Annotated in this window: 19 protein-coding genes and 1 pseudogene; 12 read left to right on the forward strand and 8 right to left on the reverse strand. The window is 72.5% G+C overall.

The features are described from left to right. The 4 genes and pseudogenes from ACWERV_RS24195 to ACWERV_RS24210 form a co-directional block, all read left to right on the forward strand. Positions 1 to 239: pseudogene (locus tag ACWERV_RS24195) on the forward strand (hypothetical protein); the annotation flags it as partial. 31 nt (positions 240 to 270) lie between these two features. Next, complete coding sequence (locus ACWERV_RS24200) at positions 271 to 1,392, forward strand: M4 family metallopeptidase (protein ID WP_452936509.1); 1,122 nt, start codon at positions 271 to 273, stop codon at positions 1,390 to 1,392. A gap of 8 nt (positions 1,393 to 1,400) precedes the next feature. Next, positions 1,401 to 1,664, forward strand: a complete 264-nt coding sequence (locus ACWERV_RS24205; protein ID WP_398181924.1) for a protealysin inhibitor emfourin — start codon at positions 1,401 to 1,403, stop codon at positions 1,662 to 1,664. A gap of 148 nt (positions 1,665 to 1,812) precedes the next feature. Further along, positions 1,813 to 2,745: a hypothetical protein gene (locus ACWERV_RS24210; protein WP_452936513.1), complete on the forward strand. Its 933-nt coding sequence runs from the start codon at positions 1,813 to 1,815 to the stop codon at positions 2,743 to 2,745. Positions 2,746 to 2,836: 91 nt separating this feature from the next. On the opposite strand, the gene ACWERV_RS24215 is transcribed toward ACWERV_RS24210, so the two are convergent. Continuing rightward, positions 2,837 to 3,187, reverse strand: coding sequence for a peptidoglycan-binding domain-containing protein (locus tag ACWERV_RS24215; protein WP_452936516.1), 351 nt, complete (start codon positions 3,185 to 3,187; stop codon positions 2,837 to 2,839). A gap of 37 nt (positions 3,188 to 3,224) precedes the next feature. Then, complete coding sequence (locus ACWERV_RS24220) at positions 3,225 to 3,572, reverse strand: peptidoglycan-binding domain-containing protein (protein ID WP_031520023.1); 348 nt, start codon at positions 3,570 to 3,572, stop codon at positions 3,225 to 3,227. 440 nt (positions 3,573 to 4,012) lie between these two features. Here ACWERV_RS24220 and ACWERV_RS24225 point away from each other — a divergent pair, with 440 nt between their 5' ends. Further along, positions 4,013 to 4,585 (forward strand): TIGR03086 family metal-binding protein, encoded by a 573-nt coding sequence (locus ACWERV_RS24225; RefSeq protein ID WP_452936520.1) that lies wholly within the window; start codon positions 4,013 to 4,015, stop codon positions 4,583 to 4,585. 49 nt (positions 4,586 to 4,634) lie between these two features. On the opposite strand, the gene ACWERV_RS24230 is transcribed toward ACWERV_RS24225, so the two are convergent. Further along, positions 4,635 to 5,351 carry a class I SAM-dependent methyltransferase gene (locus tag ACWERV_RS24230; RefSeq protein ID WP_452936523.1) on the reverse strand — a complete coding sequence of 239 codons (717 nt, stop codon included), beginning with the start codon at positions 5,349 to 5,351 and terminating at the stop codon, positions 4,635 to 4,637. Positions 5,352 to 5,425: 74 nt separating this feature from the next. Here ACWERV_RS24230 and ilvY point away from each other — a divergent pair, with 74 nt between their 5' ends. The 3 genes from ilvY (at position 5,426) to ACWERV_RS24245 (ending at position 10,880) form a co-directional block, all read left to right on the forward strand. Continuing rightward, a complete protein-coding gene (ilvY, locus tag ACWERV_RS24235) occupies positions 5,426 to 6,310 on the forward strand; it encodes an HTH-type transcriptional activator IlvY (RefSeq protein ID WP_452936526.1) in 885 nt (294 codons plus the stop codon). A 41-nt stretch (positions 6,311 to 6,351) separates the two neighbouring features. Then, positions 6,352 to 8,547, forward strand: a complete 2,196-nt coding sequence (locus tag ACWERV_RS24240; RefSeq protein ID WP_452936529.1) for a tetratricopeptide repeat protein — start codon at positions 6,352 to 6,354, stop codon at positions 8,545 to 8,547. Positions 8,548 to 8,753: 206 nt separating this feature from the next. After that, positions 8,754 to 10,880, forward strand: coding sequence for a tetratricopeptide repeat protein (locus ACWERV_RS24245; protein ID WP_452936532.1), 2,127 nt, complete (start codon positions 8,754 to 8,756; stop codon positions 10,878 to 10,880). Here the strand turns inward: ACWERV_RS24245 and ACWERV_RS24250 are convergent. Together ACWERV_RS24250 and ACWERV_RS24255 are read right to left on the reverse strand one after the other, a co-directional pair. Beyond that, positions 10,871 to 11,788 (reverse strand): hypothetical protein, encoded by a 918-nt coding sequence (locus ACWERV_RS24250; protein ID WP_452936535.1) that lies wholly within the window; start codon positions 11,786 to 11,788, stop codon positions 10,871 to 10,873. The two genes, ACWERV_RS24245 and ACWERV_RS24250, sit on opposite strands and share 10 nt — an antisense overlap. A 175-nt stretch (positions 11,789 to 11,963) precedes the next feature. Further along, positions 11,964 to 12,434 carry an ATP-binding protein gene (locus ACWERV_RS24255; RefSeq protein ID WP_398181900.1) on the reverse strand — a complete coding sequence of 157 codons (471 nt, stop codon included), beginning with the start codon at positions 12,432 to 12,434 and terminating at the stop codon, positions 11,964 to 11,966. A 120-nt stretch (positions 12,435 to 12,554) separates the two neighbouring features. Between ACWERV_RS24255 and ACWERV_RS24260 the strand changes: the two genes are divergently transcribed. Then, on the forward strand, positions 12,555 to 13,409 hold the full coding sequence (locus ACWERV_RS24260) for a helix-turn-helix domain-containing protein (RefSeq protein WP_452936537.1): 855 nt from the start codon (positions 12,555 to 12,557) through the stop codon (positions 13,407 to 13,409). Continuing rightward, a complete protein-coding gene (locus ACWERV_RS24265; protein WP_452936540.1) occupies positions 13,406 to 13,618 on the forward strand; it encodes a DUF397 domain-containing protein in 213 nt (70 codons plus the stop codon). The genes ACWERV_RS24260 and ACWERV_RS24265 overlap by 4 nt, the downstream gene beginning before the upstream one ends. A 70-nt stretch (positions 13,619 to 13,688) precedes the next feature. Here ACWERV_RS24265 and ACWERV_RS24270 read toward each other — a convergent pair whose 3' ends face one another. From ACWERV_RS24270 to ACWERV_RS24280, 3 genes are all read right to left on the reverse strand, one after another. After that, positions 13,689 to 14,507, reverse strand: coding sequence for an SAM-dependent methyltransferase (locus ACWERV_RS24270; RefSeq protein ID WP_452936542.1), 819 nt, complete (start codon positions 14,505 to 14,507; stop codon positions 13,689 to 13,691). Positions 14,508 to 14,572: 65 nt separating this feature from the next. Further along, positions 14,573 to 15,439 (reverse strand): SAM-dependent methyltransferase, encoded by an 867-nt coding sequence (locus ACWERV_RS24275; RefSeq protein ID WP_398181887.1) that lies wholly within the window; start codon positions 15,437 to 15,439, stop codon positions 14,573 to 14,575. 3 nt (positions 15,440 to 15,442) lie between these two features. Then, the gene (locus ACWERV_RS24280; RefSeq protein WP_398182154.1) at positions 15,443 to 16,267 is read right to left on the reverse strand and encodes a helix-turn-helix domain-containing protein; all 825 of its coding nucleotides are present in this window, start codon (positions 16,265 to 16,267) and stop codon (positions 15,443 to 15,445) included. Between the two features lie 281 nt (positions 16,268 to 16,548). On the opposite strand from ACWERV_RS24280, the gene ACWERV_RS24285 reads away from it, so the two are divergent. Then, on the forward strand, positions 16,549 to 16,818 hold the full coding sequence (locus ACWERV_RS24285; protein ID WP_452936545.1) for a hypothetical protein: 270 nt from the start codon (positions 16,549 to 16,551) through the stop codon (positions 16,816 to 16,818). A gap of 75 nt (positions 16,819 to 16,893) precedes the next feature. Continuing rightward, positions 16,894 to 20,127: a P-loop NTPase fold protein gene (locus ACWERV_RS24290; RefSeq protein ID WP_452936548.1), complete on the forward strand. Its 3,234-nt coding sequence runs from the start codon at positions 16,894 to 16,896 to the stop codon at positions 20,125 to 20,127. The last annotated feature ends 48 nt before the right edge of the window (positions 20,128 to 20,175 follow it).

Consider the following 20,175-nt stretch of genomic DNA (forward strand, 5'->3'; position numbering starts at 1 on the left):
CGGCCGACGGCTGGGAAACGCCGAACTCCGCGGGGAGGGGGTCGGCCTACGACTACAGGCCCTCGCCGCGGCAGCTAAGGAGAAGCAGCCCGAAACTCATGACGGGAACGACCTTAACCCGACCGCGACGGATTCACGCAGCCGATGTGCGCTTCCTCTCAGCATGCAAGATGACCGGCGGTGTCCACCCGGATACCGCTCTTTCCCTCCTTCTCGTCAATCTGCGGCAGAAGTGGTGACAGAGAGTGGGTATGGTGCCACATTGCGTATATGGACACCTCTGCCGCCATCACGCCCGTTTTCTGCACGATCATCCCGCCCCACGTCCTGGACAAACTGGCCCGCCACGACGACCCGGCGCTGTCCGGCCCCGCCCGCCGCACCCTGGAGCACGACGCGCGCGAGCGCACCCGGCGGCACCTGGCCGCGACACTCGGACCGACACTGCGGCACGCCGGCGGCGCCGCGTCCGACAAACCGCAGCGGACGATCTACGACGCCGGGCACCAGGACAACCTGCCCGGCAGCAAGGTGCGCGCCGAGGGCGCCGACCCGTCCGCCGACGCGAGCGTCAACCGCGCCTACGACGCGCTCGGCGCGACCTTCGAGACCTACCTCAAGGCGTACGGCCGCCACTCCATCGACGGCGAGGGCCTGCCGCTCAACGCGTCCGTGCACTACCTGAAGGACTACAACAACGCCTTCTGGAACGGCGAGCAGATGGTCTTCGGGGACGGCGACGGCCGGATCTTCCTCGACTTCACCCTGCCGCTGGACGTGATCGGCCACGAGTTGACGCACGGCGTCACGCAGTACACCGCCAACCTGGACTACCAGGGCCAGTCCGGCGCGCTCAACGAGTCGGTGTCCGACGTCTTCGGCAGCCTCATCAAGCAGTTCGCCGCCGGGCAGACCGCCGACCAGGCCGACTGGCTCATCGGCGCGGGCCTGCTCGCCCCCGGTGTCCACGGCGTCGCCCTGCGCTCGATGAAGGAGCCCGGCACCGCGTACGACGACCCGCAGCTCGGCAAGGACCCGCAGCCCGCGGACATGGCGCACTACGTGCGCACCCCGCAGGACAACGGCGGCGTGCACATCAACTCCGGCATCCCCAACCGCGCCTTCTACCTCACCGCGGCCGCGATCGGCGGCCACGCCTGGGAGAAGGCCGGCCAGATCTGGTACGACACGCTGACCGGCGGATCGCTTTCGTCCGGCGCGCAGTTCGCCGACTTCGCCGCGGTCACCGTCGCCGCGGCCACCGCCCGCTACGGTGAGGGGGACGAAAGCCGCGCGGTCCAGGCCGCCTGGCAGGAGGTCGGCGTCAAGCCCGCCGCGCAGCACGGCACCGGCGTCCCCCGCCAGCAGCCCGGCCAGCCCCAGGAGGTGTGAGCCCGCCGATGCGTATCGAGGTGACCCGCTCCGGCGGTTTCGCGGGCCTGTCCCGGCACGCCGTCCTGGACACCGCCGCCCGCCCGGACGCGGATCACCTCCACGCCCTGGCCCGCTCCGCCCTGTCCGCACCCCCCACGGTGCCGACACCGACGCGCGACGGCTACACGTACACCCTCACGATCGACGGCAGCACGATCGAGGCAGCCGACCCCACCCTGACTCCGGCGCAGCGCGAACTCGTCGCGGAGGTGCTGGGGGAAGGGGCGTGAGCCGCACGGCGTGATCACGCCGTCCCCGGCCCCCGCGGGCGGCGCCGTCACGTCGTGAGTACGCGTACTCACGACACCGCGCCCTTCCCCCGTGCACACTCGGCGGAGATCTGCGGAGATCTGCGCAGATCCTCGGGGAGGGGGCGGCATGGGGGGCGGACGGCTCTGGGGTGGGGTGGTGCGGGCGCTGGCGGTCGGGGCGGTGCTCGGCACGGTGTGGGCGCTGGCCGCCGTGCCGGTCTCCGACGGGCTGTGCCACTCCTCCGGGGGCGGCGAGGACTACGGGTGCCTCGGTGTCGGGCTGATCTTCCGGCCCGCGGCCGCGATCGCCGGGGGGCTGCTGGGGTGGGTGCTGCTGGCACTGCTGCGGGTGCCGCGCGCGACGCGGACCGCCGCGGCGGGCTTCGGGGTGTGCGTGATGCTCATCTGGGTCCAGGACTACATCGGGCCCGTGCTGCGGCTGTTCGGCGGCCTCACCGGTGACGCGCTGATCCTGGCCGCGGGCTACGGCCTGGCGCACGTGCTGGTCGCGGCCGGGGTGCCGCCGCGGGTGCGGGCCGGGGTGGGCGTCGTGCTCCTCGCGGTCTGGCCGGTGTCGGCCACGGCCCAGGCCGGAGCCGCCGACCGCGCCGAACGGCGCGTCCTGGACACCGTGTCGGTGCCCCTCCTCGCGCCCGACGTCCCCGGCTACCGGGCGCTCTTCCCGATGCCGACGGGTCCGGAGAACCACGACTTCGAGTATTTCGTCCTGGCCGCGGACACCTCGGCGAGCGCGGACGACCGGGACAAGCACGGCCTCTGGGTGACCGTCCAGCCCCTCCCGGCCTCCTTCGCCCCGCCGCAGAACTGCGACGCGGTGCGGGACACGGGGATATCGCGCCTCTCCCCCTGCACCCAGGTCGCGGCGGACGTGTGGCGCGTCGAGCGCGACGGGAGACGGTGGTACATCGTCCGGTCGCCGGACCGCCACGACGTCGTGGTCCTGGCGACCGAGGGGACCGCCGTCCCGGAGAAGGACGTCCTGGCCATGGCCAAGGACCTGCACCCCCGCGACGCGGACTTCTTCGGCGACGGCGGCTGATCCGCCCGACCCCCGCACAAGCGGAAGGCCGCCGGTCACGGGCGACCGACGGACCTCAACGGGTGCTTCAGGCGGTGGTGCGGACCGGCTGTCAGCAGACGAAGCCGTTCACGTCGGTCCAGTAGTCCAGCGCCGCCCAGGTGTTGGGGCCGACGACGCCGTCGGCCGTGAGGTGGGCGCAGCTCTGGAACTTCTTCACGTCGGCCTGGGTCGCGGCGCCGAAGATGCCGTCGCGGGTGAGGTTGCTGGACAGCAGCGAGTAGTACAGCTCGCACTGCACCTGCTGGACGGCCGCCCCCGCGTTGCCGTAACCGACCAGGGGCTCGCTGCCGGTGTAGTTGCACTGGTACGACGACGCGGCCGACGCGCCGGGCGCGGCGACGACGCCGATCGACAGGGCGAGACCCGCGGTGGCGAACGCCGCCGCGATCTGCTTCTTCATGCGTGAACTCCTTGGTTGGTTGCCCGCGGGGGCGGCGTCAGCAGGCGAAGCCGGCCGTGGTCCAGTAGTTCAGCGCGTTCCACGTGTTGGGGCCCACGATGCCGTCGGCCGTCAGGCCCACACACCCCTGGAACTTCTTCACATCGGCCTTCGTCGCGTCGCCGAAGATGCCGTCACGCGTGAGGTAGCTGGAGGCCACCGAGTAGAACAGCTCGCACTGGACCTGCTGGACGGCTGCCCCCGTGCTGCCGTAGCCGACCTGGGGCTGGCTGTTGGTGTAGCTGCAGTAGCTGGACGACTGGGCCGAGGCGCTCGGCGCGACGGCGACGCCGAACGACAGGGCGAGCCCGGCGGTGGCGACAGCCGCGGCGATCTGCTTCTTCATGGGTGAACTCCTCCGTTGGCGGCCCTCGGTGGGCCGTGGGCAAGTCGATCACCCGCGTGGTACGCGCGAACAGTCATGCTTTGGTCAACTACGGTGCGTGTAGAGGGAAATAATCCGGGTTTGCAGGTGCAAGGGAATTCACGGCAGCGGATGATCCCCGAGGGTGCCGGGAATTTCCCCCCTTACCCCCGAGTACGCCGACCCACCCGGCATGACCTCGGATGTTCCGGATCCGTGATCTACGCACGTAGTGCGGGGGGACGCGTGACGCATTGCGGTGCGCGGGGCTGACCGAAAACGATCCCGGTGACACGACCGGTTGGCAGGTGCCGAATACGGCGGGCACCTGCCGGTGACGGCGGCGCACCCCGCCCAGCGGCGCGCATACGTGTCGTCTTTCTTCAAGACCCCGCAGGCGCGGGCCGCCTAGCGTCGCCGCCATGTCACATCTTTCCGACGCCGCCGACGCCATGGCCTCGGTCGCCCGCACCCTCACCGACGACCAGCTCGGCGACAAGACCCCGTGCACGGAGTACGACGTGCGGGCGCTGGTCAACCACCTTCTGTTCTGGGGCCCGTCGCTCGCCGGCGGCGGCCGGAAGGAGCCCGTACCGCTGCCGGCCGCCGCCGAGTCCGAGGTGGACCTCACGGCCGGCGACTGGCGCGGCCGCCTGCTCGCCGTGCTGGACGACATCACCTCGTCATGGGCCCTGCCGGGCGCCTGGGAGGGCGAGACGACCATGGGCACGCCGCAGCCGCTGCCCGCATCCGTCCTCGGCGACATGATCACCGGCGAACTGTCCATGCACGGCTGGGACCTGGCCGTCGCGACCGGTCAGCGGCCAGCGCTTCCCGCCGGCCTGCTGGCGCATCTGCACGACACGGTGTTCGCCGGGCTGGAGCAGGGGCGGGCGATGGGCATGTACGGCCCCGAGGTCGCGGTGCCGTCCGACGCACCCGCCCTGGACCGCGTCGTCGCCCTGACCGGCCGTGACCCCGCCTGGACGGCGTGACGGCCGCACGTTCCGCCGGGAGCTTCGGTCTTACCGGAGGCGGAAGAAGCTACCGGCGGCGGCAGACGAATTCGCCGTGCGTCGGCGTGCGGGCGGCGTGCGAGACGGTGTCGAAGCCCGCCCGGTGCAGCATGCCCTCCAGGATCCAGGCGTATGTGGAGAACTCCTCCCGCACGTGCGCCTCGAAGTCCGCCCGGGTGAAACCCCGGCCCTCGGGCCGCCCCGCGGTGTCGAGCCACTGCTGCACATGCCCTGCGGCGTCCGCGGGCGGGAAACTGAAGATGACGTCCCACAGGTAGAAAGTGCCGCCCGGCCGCAGCATGTCGGCCGCGTTGATGAGCGCCTGCTGCTTCCAGAAGTCCGGCAGCTGGTGCAGGGCCGACTTGGTGGTCACCACGTCCGCGGGCCCCGCCCGGTGGACGTAGTTGAGGAACCCGGCCCGGTGCCAGTGCGCGCCGGCACCGGCCCGTTCCGCCCTGGCCCGTGCGAAGGCCAGCATCTGCTCCGAGACGTCGATGCCGTGGGCCTCGGCCCCGCGTGCCGCGGCCTGGACCACCAGCGAGCCGGTGCCGCAGGCCAAGTCGACCAGGCGGGTGCCCGCGACGACGCCGAGACGGTCGAGCAGGGCGTCGTCGGCGTCCGGGTCGGTGCCCTGGTTGCGGTCGTAGGAAGCCACCGCGGCCGCGCTGCCGAGGTCGACGCCGACGGGCTCGTACTCGCGGAAGAACCATGCCGGGCGGGGACGGGCGCTCTCGCTTCGTGGCATAACCCGTTTGTAGGGTCCGGGCAGACCCGGCGGCAACCGCAACATCCGCAGCACGGCGTTCCGGAAGGTGAAAGATGCAGGACCACGACCAGTACCGGCTCTTCCTCCATCTCGCCTCCACCCTGAGCTTCACCCGAACCGCGGCCGACTGCCACGTCAGCCCCGCCACGTTGTCCCGTACCGTGCAGCGGCTGGAGGCCACGACCGGGCACCGGCTCCTGGAACGGGGCCCGCACGGCGTCGCGCTGACCGAGCACGGCCACCGCTTCCACCGCTACGCGGTCGACGTCCTGGAGCTGTGGGACCGCTACCGCGACAACGACCCCGGACCGGACCGACTCGGCGGCCACCTACGGGTGTTCGCCTCGGTCACCGCCTGCCAGGGCCTGCTGCCCGACCTGCTCGCACCGCTGCGGGACGCCCATCCCCGCATGCAGATCTCGGTGCGGACCGGTGACGCCGCAGCCGCCCTCGCGCTCCTCGACGACGGCGAGGCCGACCTCGCCGTCGCGGCCCTGCCCTCCCGGGTTCCGGCCACCCTCCTCGCCCGCACCGTCGCCCGCACCCCCCTCGTCCTCGTCCGAGCCGACCCACCACGGTCAGACGCGCGGCTTCCCGATCCCGACGAGCCGTTCGTGCTCCCCCGACAGGGCATGGTCCGGGACATCGCCGACCGCTGGTTCCGCCGCCTCGGCATCGCCCCCCGCACGGCCGCGGAGGCCGACGGACACGAAGCCCTGCTCACGCTGGTCGCTCTCGGCTACGGCACCGGCATCATCCCCGAGCTTGTCCTACAGCACTGCACCATCCGGAACCGGCTCCACATCGTCCCCACCCCGTCCGGCCCCGGCGAACTCACCATCGGGGCATGCGTCCGGCGCACGGATCTCCACCGCCCCCTCGTCGCCGCCGCATGGGCTGCCACAGGATCCGGTGAACCCGCACGGTCAGAGCACTAGAGTCGTCGTGCAGTCATACGGCCGTGGGGGCGGAGGTGACGGTGGACGAATCGACCGAGTCGGACGGGGTACCGGCTCCGGTGAGCGCGGTGGGCCGTGACGTCTTCATCCACGCGGAGGGTCCCGGGTCCGTCGCCTCGCAGACGATGCGGGACGTCCACGTGCACCTCCCGCCGCGGGACGCGGTGACCTGGCCGCACGTGGTGGGGGTCCTGCCGCCGCGGGCGGGGGCGTTCCAGGACCGGGCCGAGCGGACGCGACTGCGCGAGGCGGTGAGGAGCGGCGGCACGGCGGTGCTGTGCCAGGTCCTCAGCGGGATGGGCGGGGTCGGCAAGACCCAGCTCGCCGCCGACCTGGCGGATGAGCTGCTGCGCGAGCAGGGCGTGGACCTGCTGGTCTGGCTCTCGGCGGGCAGCCGCACCGCGATCGTCGCGGGGCTGGCGCAGGCGGGGACCGAGGTGTGCGGGGCCGATCCGAGCGACCCGGAACAGGCCACGCGCGCCTTCCTGGCGTGGCTACGGGCGGGGCCACGGCGCTGGCTGGTCGTCCTGGACGACATCGCCGACCCGGCGGACCTCAACGGCCTGTGGCCCCCGGCGGTCGAACACGGCCGCACGGTCGTGACCACCCGCCGCCGCGACGCCGCCCTCACCGGAGGCGGCCGCCGGATCGTGCAGGTCGGCACCTTCACCCCGGAAGAGGCAGCGACGTACCTCACGTCAGCCCTGAAGGAAGCGGGCCGAGCCGAACCGCCCGCCGAACTGACCGCGCTGGCGGACGACCTCGGCTACCTGCCGCTCGCCCTTTCCCAGGCCGCCGCCTACATCGTGGACGCAGGCATCCCGGTGGCCAAGTACCGCAACCTCCTCGCCCGCAGAGTGCGCACGCTGGAAGACATCAGCCCCGACGTCCTCCCCGACGACCAGCCCCACACCATGGCCGCCGCCTGGGAACTGTCCGTCGAGCGAGCGAACGGGCTGCGCCCGCACGGCCTCGCCCGCCCCATGCTGGAACTGGCCTCCTTCCTCGCCCCGGACGGCATCCCGGCGGCCGTGCTCACGAGCGAGCCCGCGCTCGCCCACTTCACCGCCCGGAGCACGCAGCCGGTCACGGCGGACGACGCGGCCGGTGCGCTACGGGCGCTGCACCGCGTCAGCCTCCTGACGGCACCGGAGCCCGACGACGAAGACGGCGGCTACGCCCGCGTGCATCAGGTCGTTCAGCGCGCGACCAGGGACACGCTGCCCGCCGAGCCGTACGGCGACACGGCCCGCGCGGCAGCCGACGCCCTGGTGGAGGTGTGGCCGGACATCGAACGCGACGCCGCTCTGGTCCAGGTCCTGCGCGCGTGCACCGCCGCTCTGGTCACCTGTACGGACGAGAGCGCGGACAGATCCTCGTGTCTCTACGAGCCCGACGCCCATCTGCTGTTCTATCTCGCCGGGCGCAGCCTGGGCGAGTCCGGCCAGGTCGCTGCCGCCGCCACGCATTTCCGGAACCTCACCACCACGACCAGCGACCGTCTCGGCCCCGACCACCCCGACACGCTCAGCGCCCGCCACAACCTGGCCCGCTGGCAGGGCGAGGCAGGTGACGCAGCCGGAGCCGCCACCGCCTACGCGGAACTCCTCGAAGACCGCCTCCGCGTCCTCGGCCCCGACCACCCCAACACCCTCAGCACCCGCCACAACCTCGCCCACTGGCTGGGCGAAACAGGCGACGCAGCCGGAGCCGCCACCGCACTCGCCCAGCTCCTCGAAGACCGCCTCCGCATTCTCGGCCCCGACCACACCAACACCCTCACCACCCGGCACAACCTCGCACGCTGGCAGGGCAGAGCAGGACGCGCCGCCGCGGCGGCCACGGCCTACGCCGAACTCCTCGGTGATCGCCTGCGGGTGCTCGGACCCGAGGACCCCCACACCCTCAGCACCCGCCACAACCTGGCTCATTGGCAAGGCGAGACGGGAGATGTCACCAGGGCCCTCGCCGCCTACGCCGAACTCCTCGACGACCGCCTCCGCATCCTCGGCCCCGACCATCCCGACACTCTCGCCACCCGGAACAGTCTGGCCCACTGGCAAGCCCACTCGGGCGACGTCGCCGGAGCAGCCGCCGCCTACGCCGAACTCCTCGACGACGTACTGCGCGTCCTCGGCCCCGAGCACCCCGACGTCGCCCTGATCCGCCACAACCTCGCGCACTGGCAGGCACGGGCCGACGAGGCTCAGCCGTAACCCGTCCCCCGGCAGTCCGCGCACCGCGCGCTCGGGACCTCCGTGCGGAAGGCGGGCTTGCGGCGACCTCCGCCGGATGCGGTGACGGAACGGTGGCCCGCAGTGACCGGACGGCCCTAGAGTCGTCGTGCAGTCGTACGGGGGTGGGGGTGAGCGCGGTGACAGGGGATGGGGCAGCCGGCTCGGGGAGTACGGCGGGCCGGGACGTGACGGTTCACGCGGGCGGCGCCGGGTCGGTCGCGGCGCAGTCCATGCGGGACGTCACCGTGTACCACCTCCCGCCGCGGGACGCGGTGACCTGGCCACATGCGGTGGGCGTGCTCCCGCCGCGCGCGGGGGCGTTCCAGGACCGGGCCGAGCGGGCGCGGTTGCGCGAGGCCGTACGCGGCGGGGGCACGGCGGTGCTGTGCCAGGTCCTCAGCGGCATGGGCGGGGTCGGCAAGACGCAGCTCGCCGCCGACCTCGCCACCGAGCTGCTTCGTGAGCAGGACGTGGACCTGCTCGTCTGGCTCTCCGCGGGCAGCCGCACCGCGATCATCGCCGGACTCGCCCAGGCCGGGGCCGAGGTGTGTGGGGCCGATCCGGGCGACCCGGAGCAGGCCTCCCGTACGTTCCTGGCCTGGCTGTGGACGGAGCCGTGCCGGTGGCTGATCGTCTTCGACGACATCGCCGACCCGGCGGACGTCAACGGCCTGTGGCCCCCGGCGGTCGAGCACGGCAGGACGGTGCTGACGACCCGCCGCCGGGATGCCGCGCTTGCCGGGGACGGCCGGCGGTTGGTGCAGGTCGGCACCTTCACCCCGGAAGAGGCGGCGAAGTACCTCGCCTCAGCCCTGGAGGAGGCGGGCCGAGCCGAACCCGCCGACGAACTGGCCGCGCTGGCGGACGACCTGGGCTGCCTGCCGCTGGCGCTCTCCCAGGCGGCGGCGTACGTCGTGGACGCGGGCATCTCCGTGGCGAAGTACCGCGACCTGCTGGCGCGCAGGGTCCGCACACTGGCCGATGTCACCCCGGACGTGCTGCCGGACGACCAGCACCACACCATGGCCGCCGCCTGGGAACTCTCCGTCGAACGCGCGAACGCCCTCCGCCCACGTGGCCTCGCCCGCCCCATGCTGGAGCTGGTTTCCTTCCTGGCGCCGAGCATCCCGATGGAGGTGCTGACGTGCCAAGACGCACTCGAACATCTAGCACCGGACGACACGCTCACCCCGGACGACGCAGTCGGTGCGTTGCGCGCGTTGCACCGGCTGAGCCTTGTGACGGCGCCGGAGCCGGGCGACGAGGAGGGGTACGTCCGCGTGCACCAGATCGTCCAGCGCGCGACTCGGGACACGCTGTCGTCCGAACCGTACGACGAGACGGCATGCGCGGCGGCCGACGCCCTCGTCGCGGTGTGGCCGGACATCGAACGCGACACCGCCCTGGCCCAGGCCCTGCGCGCGTGCTCCGCCTCGCTGATCTCCATCGCGGAGGAGGGGCCCGCGCGCACCGCGTGTTTGTACGAGCCCGAAGCCCACTCACTGCTCTTCCAGGTCGGAAGGAGCCTCGGGGAATCCGGCCAGGTCGCCACCGCTGCGGCCTATTTCGCGAGCTTTGCCGCGGCAGCCGTCGCCCATCTCGGCCCCGACCACCCCGACACCCTCTCCGCCCGCAACAACCTCGCCCGCTGGCAGGGCCACGCAGGAGACGCCGCGGGAGCAGCCACCGCCTACGCCGAACTCCTCGACGACCGCCTCCGCATCCTCGGCCCCGACCACCCCCGCACCCTCACCACCCGCCACAACCTCGCCAACTGGCAACGCGAAGCAGGAGACGCCGCCGGAGCCGCCACCGCCTACGCCGAACTCCTCGACGACCATCTCCGCATCCTCGGCCCCGACCACCCCCACACCCTCACCACCCGGAACAACCTCGCCTACTCGCAAGGCCATGCGGGAGACGCGGCGGGAGCCGCAGCCGCGTTCGCCGAACTCCTCGCCGACGATCTCCGCGTCCTCGGCCCCGACGACCCCGCCACCCTCGTCACCCGCGACAACCTCGCCAACTGGCGAGGCGAAGCAGGAGACGCCGCCGGAGCCGCCACTGCCTACGCCGAACTTCTCGACGACCGCCTGCGCATCCTCGGCCCCGACCACCCCCACACCCTCCTCACCCGCAACAACCTCGCCCACTGGCAAGGCCATGCGGGAGACGCCGCCGGAGCCGCCGCCGCGTTCGCCGAACTCCTCGACGACCGCCTCCGCGTCCTCGGACCCGACCACCCCCACACCCTCGCCACCCGCCGTAACCACACCTACTGGCAGGCGCGAGCCGACGAGGCTCAGGCGTAGCGCGCCGCCCCGCCGGGGCCCCGGCAGTCCGCGCACCGGGCGGTCGGGTCCTCCGTGCGGAAGGCGCGTTCGCAGCCGTCGCACGTACGCAGCGGGGCCGGGCGGGGCGCCCGGCGGGGTTCGGGCGGGAGCGGTGGGGGGAGGTGGGCGGTCAGGCGGTGGGCCAGCAGGCGGGACGGGGCGTGGATCGGGGTCGGGGACGGCGGCAGCCCTGCGGTCAGGGCGCGGGTGACCTCGGCCGGGGGTACCGCGCGGGCGAGCCAGGTCTCGACGGAGGGTGCGAGGCGCGCGATGTCCCCGGCGGACAGCAGGAGGCGCGGGTCGGCGAGCCTGAGCCGGGCCAGCAGATCGGCGGCGGGCGAGGTCACGGGTGCGGGCCTCTCCGCAGCCGGACGGGACGGTTTTGTACGGCCCGGCCCCGTACGACCGCGCCCCGCGCCCGTACGGCGGCGGCCCGGACCCGACGCCGGCGCGCCGCCCGGCCTGTCGTACGCGAACGCCCGCGTGGCGAAGCGTCCTCCCCCGAGCGGGACCCGGCGGCGCTCCAAGTACCCCGCCGCCTGCAACTCGTTGAGGGCCTTCCGAACGGTGATCTCACCCTCCGGGAAGCGTGCCGCGAGCGCCTTCACGCTCACCGGGGCGCCGTCCGGCAACGACTGGATGTACACCGCGAGCCCGATCGCGACCGCCGAGAGGCGGGGATGCTGGGCGAGGTGGTTGCCGACCACCGTGAACCGGTCGGCGTGCCGGTGCCGTACGTGGATCACTCCGGCGGGTGGCGCCCCCTCGGGGAGGGGCGCGGCGGGCATGCCCGCGTTAGACTGGGTGTCAGCCATCGGGAAGCTCTTCTCTTCCTTGGTGGTCAGGCCCTCGACCAGGATTGCCGTCCTGCCGGGGGCCCTTCTCATGTGCGGTTGTACCGCCGACCGTACCCCACCCGCCCCGAAGATCTGACCACCCGTCACCCATGTGGGTGAGCGTCACCACGGACCGGTGGGGTGAGGTTCTTACCCCGTTCCTTGAAAACAGGGTCCTTACAACAAGGCGCGCGCCCCGCCGGGACGCGCACCACCGGGACGTGGCCTACCGCGCCCCGGTCACCACCTCCGCGAAGGGTGTCCGCGCGACCTCGGCCCACACCGTCTTGCCCGGCACACGCGGCAGCACCCCCCACGACCGCGACAGCGCCTGCACGAGCACCAGCCCCCGCCCGGACTCCGCTTCCGCCTCAGGCGACGCCAACTCCCCCGGCTCCGGCGGCCGTCGCTCCGTCCGCGTGTCACTCACCGCAACCCGCACCGCCCCCGGCACGAGACCCACCCGCAACTCGAAGTCCCGCCCCGGCACCCGCCCGTGCGTGACCGCGTTCGCGGCGAGTTCGGCGACGACCGCCGCGACGTTGTCCGAGGCAGCGCTGTCGTACGGCACGCCCCAGACGTGCAGTTGCCGCACGGCCAGATGCCGCGCGAGCCGCGCGCCGCAGCGCGTGGACGACAGCCGGAGGACGAGTTCCGACTCCGAGAAGGCTTCGTGGGTGGAGATTTCACTATTCATGTGACAGAGCGTGGCCGACCGTATCTACCCTGAGAAGTAGTCAGCGACGGACACCTCTGACCTGTCCGTTGCCCGATCCGGTGCGTCCGGCACACATGCAAGCAAGCGGAGGTGGGTCCTTTGACGGCGGATCTTGGGAAAAATGGCACGACCTACCCACCGGACTGGGAGGAGGGCAGCGCAACGGACCTGATCAGTGCAGTTGGCAGGCAGATCAGGCTCTGGCGTGAGCGGGCGGGCATGACCCAGCCGGAGTTGGGCAAGCACATCGGCTACAGCAACGAGACCGTGTCGTCGGTCGAGCGTGGTCGCCGAGTACCGAAGCCTGAGTTCCTGGACGCGGCGGACGAGGCCACAGGTGCGGGTGGCCTGCTCAAGGAGTTCAAGAAGGACGTCGAGCGGGCGCGGATTCCGCAGAGAGTCCGCGACATCGCAAGGCTTGAGGACAACTCGGTATCCATCTGCAATTACGGCAACCACAACATCGCTGGCTTGTTGCAGACCGAGGATTACGCGCGAGCGCTTTACCAGATGCGCCGCCCGCTGCTGGACGAGGCGACGGTCGAACGCTACGTCGCTGGCCGCATGGCCCGTCAGGGGATCTTCAGCCGTTCGCCTGCCCCTACTCTGAGCTTCGTCCAGGAGGAGGTGACGTTGCTGCGCCCGCTGGGCGGTCGCGTGGTGATGCGAGGGCAGCTCGAACGACTGCTGGAAGTCGGCCAGTTGCGTAACGTGGAAATCCAGGTGATGCCGACCGATCGCGAGGACCACGCGGGAATGGGCGGGGGCGCCCTCCTGCTGGGCCCGAAGGACGGCCCGACGGTGGGGATTCAGGAAAACGGCGGCTCCAGCCGCCTGGTCTCTAACCGCGATGAAGTCCGGACGCTCGAAACGCAGTATGGGATCATCCGAGCGCAGGCTCTCACCCCGCGTGAGTCCCTGACGTTCATCGAGAAAGTCCTGGGAGAGACATGACCTCTGAGCCCTCTGCCTACCGCGCCACCACGCTGAACTGGCACAAGTCCAGCTACAGCAGCAACGAAGGCCACGAGTGCGTCGAGGTCGCCACCTCCCCCCGCACCGTCCACGTCCGGGACTCCAAAGACCCCGAGGGCCCCGCCCTCGCCTTCGCTCCCGCCGCATGGTCGGCGTTCCTCGCCTACGCGGCGGAGCAGCAGGTCTGACGACGTCCGGCGTGGCGGCCCAGCCCTTCCGCGAAGGGCCGCCACATCCGGCACGGGCGAACGAGAACGATCAGCGCTTGACGGCGACGCCCCCGTAGAAGCCGATGTGCGCCAGCTCCTCCGCAGGCATCGGGGGGCCGTCCGGGCGCCACAGGGGGGCCTGGACGAGGCCGGGTTCGAGCAGGTCCAGGCCGTCGAAGAAGCGCAGGATCTCGTCGTGCGAGCGCAGGGAGAGCACCGCGGTCGCGTGCCGGTCCTTGTAGACGTCGCGCGCCTGCGCCCAGTTCGCGTCCGCCTGGTGGAAGTCGGCCGTGGAGTGGGTCATGACGAGGAAGCTGCCCGCCGGGAGGGCGTCCAGGTAGGCGCTGACCAGTTCCGCCGGGTCCTCGTCGTCGCGGACGAAGTGGAGGATGGCCAGGAGCATCAGGCCCACGGGCTGGTCGAAGTCGATCAGCTGGCCGATGGTCGGGTGGGCGAGGATGCTCTCGGGGTCGCGCAGGTCGCCGAGGAAGAAGCCGGTGCTGCCCGCGCCCACCAGGTGGGCGCCCGCGTGGGTGGCCACGATCGGGTCGTTGTCGACGTACGCGACCCGTACGTCCGGGGCCAGCGCCTGGGCCACCTCGTGGGTGTTCGGGGAGGCGGGTATGCCGGTGCCGATGTCGATGATCTGGCGGACCCCGCTCTCGACCATCAGCGTGACCGCGCGGTGCATGAAGGCGCGGTTGGCCTGGGCCATGGGGACGAGTTCCGGGGCGAGGTCGATGACCCGCTGGGCGGCCTCGCGGTCCACCTCGTAGTTGTCCTTGCCGCCGAGGTAGTAGTTGTACATGCGGGCCGGGTGCGGCCTGCTCGTGTCGATCTGCTCGGCGGCGAATCCCTGCTCGGCCAAGGCTGCTGTCCTCCGGTGGTGCGGTGGTGCTTCGTGTCAGGTGGTGTGCGGTCGGGGGGGAGCGGTCAGAGCTTGACGCCGACGGCTCCGTAGCCGCCGATGCCGACGAGGTCGCGGGCGCCCGGGGTCGGGCCGTCGGGGCGCCACAGCGGGAGCTGGACGAGTCCGGGCTCGACCAGGTCGAAGCCGTCGATCAGGCCCATGATCTGGTCGTGGGACCGGAGGTTGAACGTGGCGGTGGCGCGGCTCTGCCGGTAGACGTCGGCGGCCTCCTCCGAGCCCGTTCCCGGGTCGTGGAAGTCGGCGGTGACGTGGCTGAAGAGCAGGTAGCTGCCCTTGGGGAGGGCGTCGCGGTAGGCGGCGACGAGCGCGGCCGGGTCCTCGTCGTCCCGGATGAAGTGCAGGATCGCGACGAGCATCAGGCCCACCGGCTGGTCGAAGTCGATGAGCTTGCCGATGGTGGGGTGGCCGAGGACGCTGTCCGGGTCGCGCATGTCGGCCAGGAAGAAGCCGGTGTTGCCCGCGCCCAGCAGGTGGGCGCCCGCGTGGGTGGCCACGATGGGGTCGTTGTCGACGTACGCGACCCGTACGTCCGGCGAGACCTCCTGCGCGACCTGGTGGGTGTTCGGGGACGTCGGGATGCCGGTGCCGACGTCGATGAACTGCCGGATGCCGCTCTGCGCCGTGAAACGCACGGCCCGGTGCATGAAGGCGCGGTTGGCGCGCGCGGACGGCACCGCGTCGGGCAGCAGCTGGATGACCTGCTGCGCGGCCTCGCGGTCCACCTCGTAGTTGTCCTTGCCGCCGAGGTAGTAGTCGTACATGCGGGCCGGGTGCGGCCTGCTCGTGTCGATCTCCTCGGCGGTGAATCCCTGCTCGGCCAAGGCTGGTGCCCTCCGGTTCGTGGTGGCCTCGCCACTGCGCGAGTCCATGGTTCAGACCTCCTTGCGCATGCCGTCAAGGATGGCTTTCGTGCTCTGCGCGGGCGCGGCCTGCGCGCACATCCGGTCCAGCGCCTCCAGGAACGCGGAGACGTCGTCGCGCTCGTCGAAGTAGACACCGCTCACCAGGCTCTCCACGTACGCGATGTCCGGGATCTCCTGGAGCTGGAAACGGAAGATGTGGAAGGGCCCGTACATGGCGGGGTGCGGGCCCGCCGCGAAGGGCATGATCTGGAGGCGGACGTTGGGCAGTTCGGTGGCCTCGATGAGGCGGCCGATCTGCTCGCGCATGACCTGGCGGCCGCCGATCGGGCGGCGCAGCACCGTCTCGTCCATGACGATCCACAGCAGCGGCGCCTTCTCCTTGCGCAGCAGCGCCTGGCGCTCCATCCGCAGGGTGACCAGCCGGTCGATCTCGTCGCCGGGCGCGTGCGGCTGGCCCGCACGCAGGGTGGCCCGCGCGTAGGACGCCGTCTGCAACAGGCCCGGCACGTAGTGGGGTTCGTACGCGCGGATGATCGACGCCTCGCCTTCGAGGCTGACGAACGCGCTGAACCAGTCCGGCAGGACGTCGCGGAAACTGTGCCACCAGCCGGGGCGGTTGGCCTCGCGGGCGAGGGCGAGGAAGCCGGCGATCTCGTCCGGCGCGGTCACGCCGTAGGTCATGAGCAGCTTCTCGACGTACGGGAGTTTGAGTCCCACCTCGGCCTTCTCCATCCGGCGGATGGTCGCGTGCGTGACGTCCAGCGCCCGGCCCGCCTGCTCGAAGCTCATACCGGCCTGCTCACGCAGGTCCTGGAGGCGCTTGCCCAGCACCATGCGCAGGACGGTGGGCGCGCCACCCGGCCGGGGGTCCATCACGGCGGCTCCTGTTCCTCAACTCCCGTGGCTGGAAAGCAGTCTGTCACGGTGTTAGTGCAGGGGACAGCGGCGTAGGGCCGCATCTGTACATTGCAGTTCGGACATTGCTGCGCGTCGTCCCCATCACTCTCACCCTGCCCACCTGCGCCGCCGTACAGGCCTCACCGTCCGGGGCGGGCGCTAGGATCCAGCCACTTCCCCCGCCGAGACGGCCGGGGACGGGCAGGGAGGGGACCGCCATGGGACGCCGCATGCAGGAATGGGCCCGCAAGAAGCAGATGCGGGGCGCGATCGCCGCGCGCGAACGGGGCGACAGCACGTACGTGCACGGACTCGTCCTCGCCGACGAGAAGGTGCGGGACGTGCACATCGGCTTCGTCGAGGCGGAGGGCTGGAAGCTGGTGTCCATGCAGGCCAACCCGGACAACCCGCGTCAGCGCTGGACCCTGACCTTCGCCCGCGCGGAAGCGGTGGAGGCGGCGGCCGCGCCGTCCGACCCGTCGGCCTGACGGCCTGACGGCCGTGAATGTCCCGGTTGCGCAACTCCAGGGTCCGGCGGCCGGAGGCCGGCGCATCATCGGACCGTGACCGACACCGGCTCCGCGCCCGGCACCTCACCCGGACACCACCCGCTCCGGCTCCTCCGCATGGGCAGATCCATGGTCCCCTCCCTCGGCGCGGTGCGGTCGATGGCGTGGACACGGGACGGCCGACGCCTGCTCCTGGCCGCCGGATACTCCCGCGACCAGCTGGCGCTGCTGGAGCTGGCCGGGGGCTCCTTCGTCCCGCGCTTCGGGCTCCCCCTGACCGGCGGTGCGGTGCGCTCGGTGGCCTGGGCGCGCGAAGGCCCGCGCCTGTTGCTCGCCGCCGGAAACGGCAGCGGCACCGTCGCCCTGTGGGATGTGGACGAGGGTGCTCCCGCTTCCTTGGCCAGCGCCCGCACCATCCCCGTCGACGACGTGCGTTCGGTGGGGTGGGTGCGGGACCGCGGGCGGCTCCTGCTGGCCACCGGCACCCAGAGCGGCACCGTGCGCATGTGGACCCTCAGCGGGACCGCCCGCCCCCTGGGCCAACCGCCCACCGTCAGCCACACCATCGGCGTTCGGTCGATGGCGTGGGCCTACGACGGGGGGCACCTGACGGCCTGCTGCCACACCGACGGCACCGTCTCCGTGTACGGCGTCGTCAACGAATCGCTGGCCCTCCTCGCGACGGCCGGTGACACCGGTGCCCGGCGTCTGGGATGGGGACGGGACGACGAGCGGCTCCTGCTGGCCGTCGGCAACGACGACGGCACCGTACGGGTGTGGGAATTCGCCGACCGCTCCCTCATCCCGGTGGGCGGCCCCGTCGCCGCCCACACCGGCCGGGTTGGGGCGGTGGCCTGGGCGCGGAGCGGGCGCCGCGCGCTGCTGGCGACAGGCGGCGAGGACGACGGCACCGCACGCGTGTGGGAAGCGGGCGGGAACTCCCTCGCTCCCCTCGGCGAACCCTCCGGCGCTGAATCCGGGGGGGTGCACTCGCTGGCGTGGGCGTCCGACGGCGGGCAGTTGCTGCTGGCCGTCGGCAGCGACGAAGGATCCATCCAGCTGTGGGAGGCCGTGGAGGACCGTGCGGTGCCCCGGCTCCCCGCCTACCGCTCGGACGCGCTCGGCGTTGCCGACGAGCTCGCGCGCTCCGACGAGGCGCGGGCGCTCGCGGAACTGGTCACGGCGCGGTCGGCACGGCCACCGCTGGCCGTGGGGCTGTTCGGGGACTGGGGGGAAGGCAAGAGCCACTTCCTGGGCCTCGTGCAGGAACAGGTGGACACGGTGGCACGGGCGGGCAACCCGCTGGCTCATCACGCCGTACGGCAAGTGCGGTTCAACGCCTGGCACTACGCCGAGACCGGGCTGTGGGCGAGCCTCGTCGCCGAGCTCTTCGCACAGCTCGCCGCCCCGCCCGGCACGGGCGACCCCGGCGGGGCGCAGCGCAGCATGTCCCGGCTGACCGCCGAACTGGTCTCCGCGCGCGGCCTGCGGACACGGCTCGACGCCGCCCGCAGACGCCGCGACCGCCTCGAAGAAGCCCTGCGGGAACGGAACCTGTGGGATGCGCTGTCCCCCGAGCAGCAGCGGCAGGTCACCGATCTGGTCGGCGAGGACGCCCTCTCGGCACGGCTGTACCGGCAGGCCGCGATCGGCGCCTCCGCCGTCCAGGAACGCCTGTTCACGCTACGGACGGTCCTGCGCGGGGTCGGCACGGCACGGATGGCGGTCTTCCTCGCCCTGCCCGTCGTGGTGGCGGTCGCGGGCGGGTTGCTCACGACGCTCGGGACGCCGCGACATCCCTGGTCCGGGAGCTTCCTGGGGGTGCTCCCCCTGGTCCTCGGGGCCGAATGGCTGCGCGGCCGGTTCGGCGAGACCCGGACCCGCCTCCAAGGTGCCTGGTACAGCGCACGGCGGATCGTCGAGAAGCAGCGGGCGAGGCTGCTGACCGCCGCGGAGGTGGCGGCGGCGGAAGTGGCCGCGCTGGAGCGCCAGATGCAGGACCTCACGGCGGCCGGCCAACTCGCCGGGCTGATCGGCGACCGGGCCGCTGCCGGGGACTACCGCAGCCAGCTCGGCGTCATGACGCAGATCCGGGAGGACTTCCAGCGGATGGCGGACCTGCTGGGGCGGGCCGCCGCACCGGACGAGGGGGCGGACGCCGGGTCCGGGGGCGAAGACGGGTCAGGGGCCGGGGCCGCGCCCGGCGGGAACGGCAGGGGCGGACGTCACGGGCCGGACGACCCCGGCGCCCGCGACGAGGCGGACGACGCGCTCCCGCAGATCGACCGGATCATCATCTACGTCGACGACCTCGACCGCTGCCCGCCCGCACGGGTCGTCGAGATGCTGGAGGCCATCCACCTCCTGCTCGCCGTCGAGCTGTTCGTGGTCGTCGTCGCGATCGACCCCCGCTGGCTGCTGCGGGCGATCTCGGCGCACTACCGCGACGTCCTCGACGCCACGCCCGGCGAGGGCGCCGCGGGCATGGGGGCGTCCACACCGGCCCAGTACCTGGAGAAGATCTTCCAGGTCGTGCTGACGCTGCCCGCGCTGGACGCGGGCGGGTACGCGCGGATGATCGACACGCTCGTCGGCGTGCGGGACGACCGGACGCCGCCGCCCGCCCCGCCCGGTGCATCGCCACCACCGCCCGGCCCGGAAGCCGCGCGGGCCTCAGGCGGTGCGGACGCGGCGTCCGACCGAGTGGTGGCCGGGGACGAGGACGACATGGCCCTCGCCATACCGCGCGTGGACGCCGTCCGCGTCGTGGAACGCACCGACCCGCTCACCCTGGAGCCCGACGAACTCGCCCTGCTCCGCCTGCTCGGGCCGCCGCACCTCGTGGCGACGCCCCGCGCCGTGATGCGGCTGGCCAACAGCTACGGCCTGCTCACCGCGCTGCGGCGGACCCACCGCGAGGCCGACCTCGCGCAGACGGGGCCCGGCCCGGCGGGGGCACCCCCGTACCGGGCGGGCATGGTGCTGCTCGCGGCGCTCGTCGCGTACCCCGCCCTCGGCCCGGCGCTGTGCCTGCACCTCCACGCGGAGGCGACAGCCCGTCCCGACGCGGCCTGGCCGGACTTCTGCGCGGCCCTCCCGCCCGCCTCGGCCCCCGCCGACCCCCAGTGGGAGGCGCTGCGCACGGCCCTGGCCCACGTCACGCGGGCGGCCACGGCCCACGGCCTCCCGCTGCCCGCGCCCCTCGCGGTCTGGCGCGACTGGGTCCTCCCGGTGGCCCGGCTGTCCTTCCCGGCGGGCAGCATCGTCTCGGCCCTCGCACCCGGCTGAGGCGCGGGACGTCATTCCGATGCCTACGCCGGAAGAATGGCCGGGCGG

Source organism: Streptomyces sp. NPDC004031 (assembly GCF_053604375.1).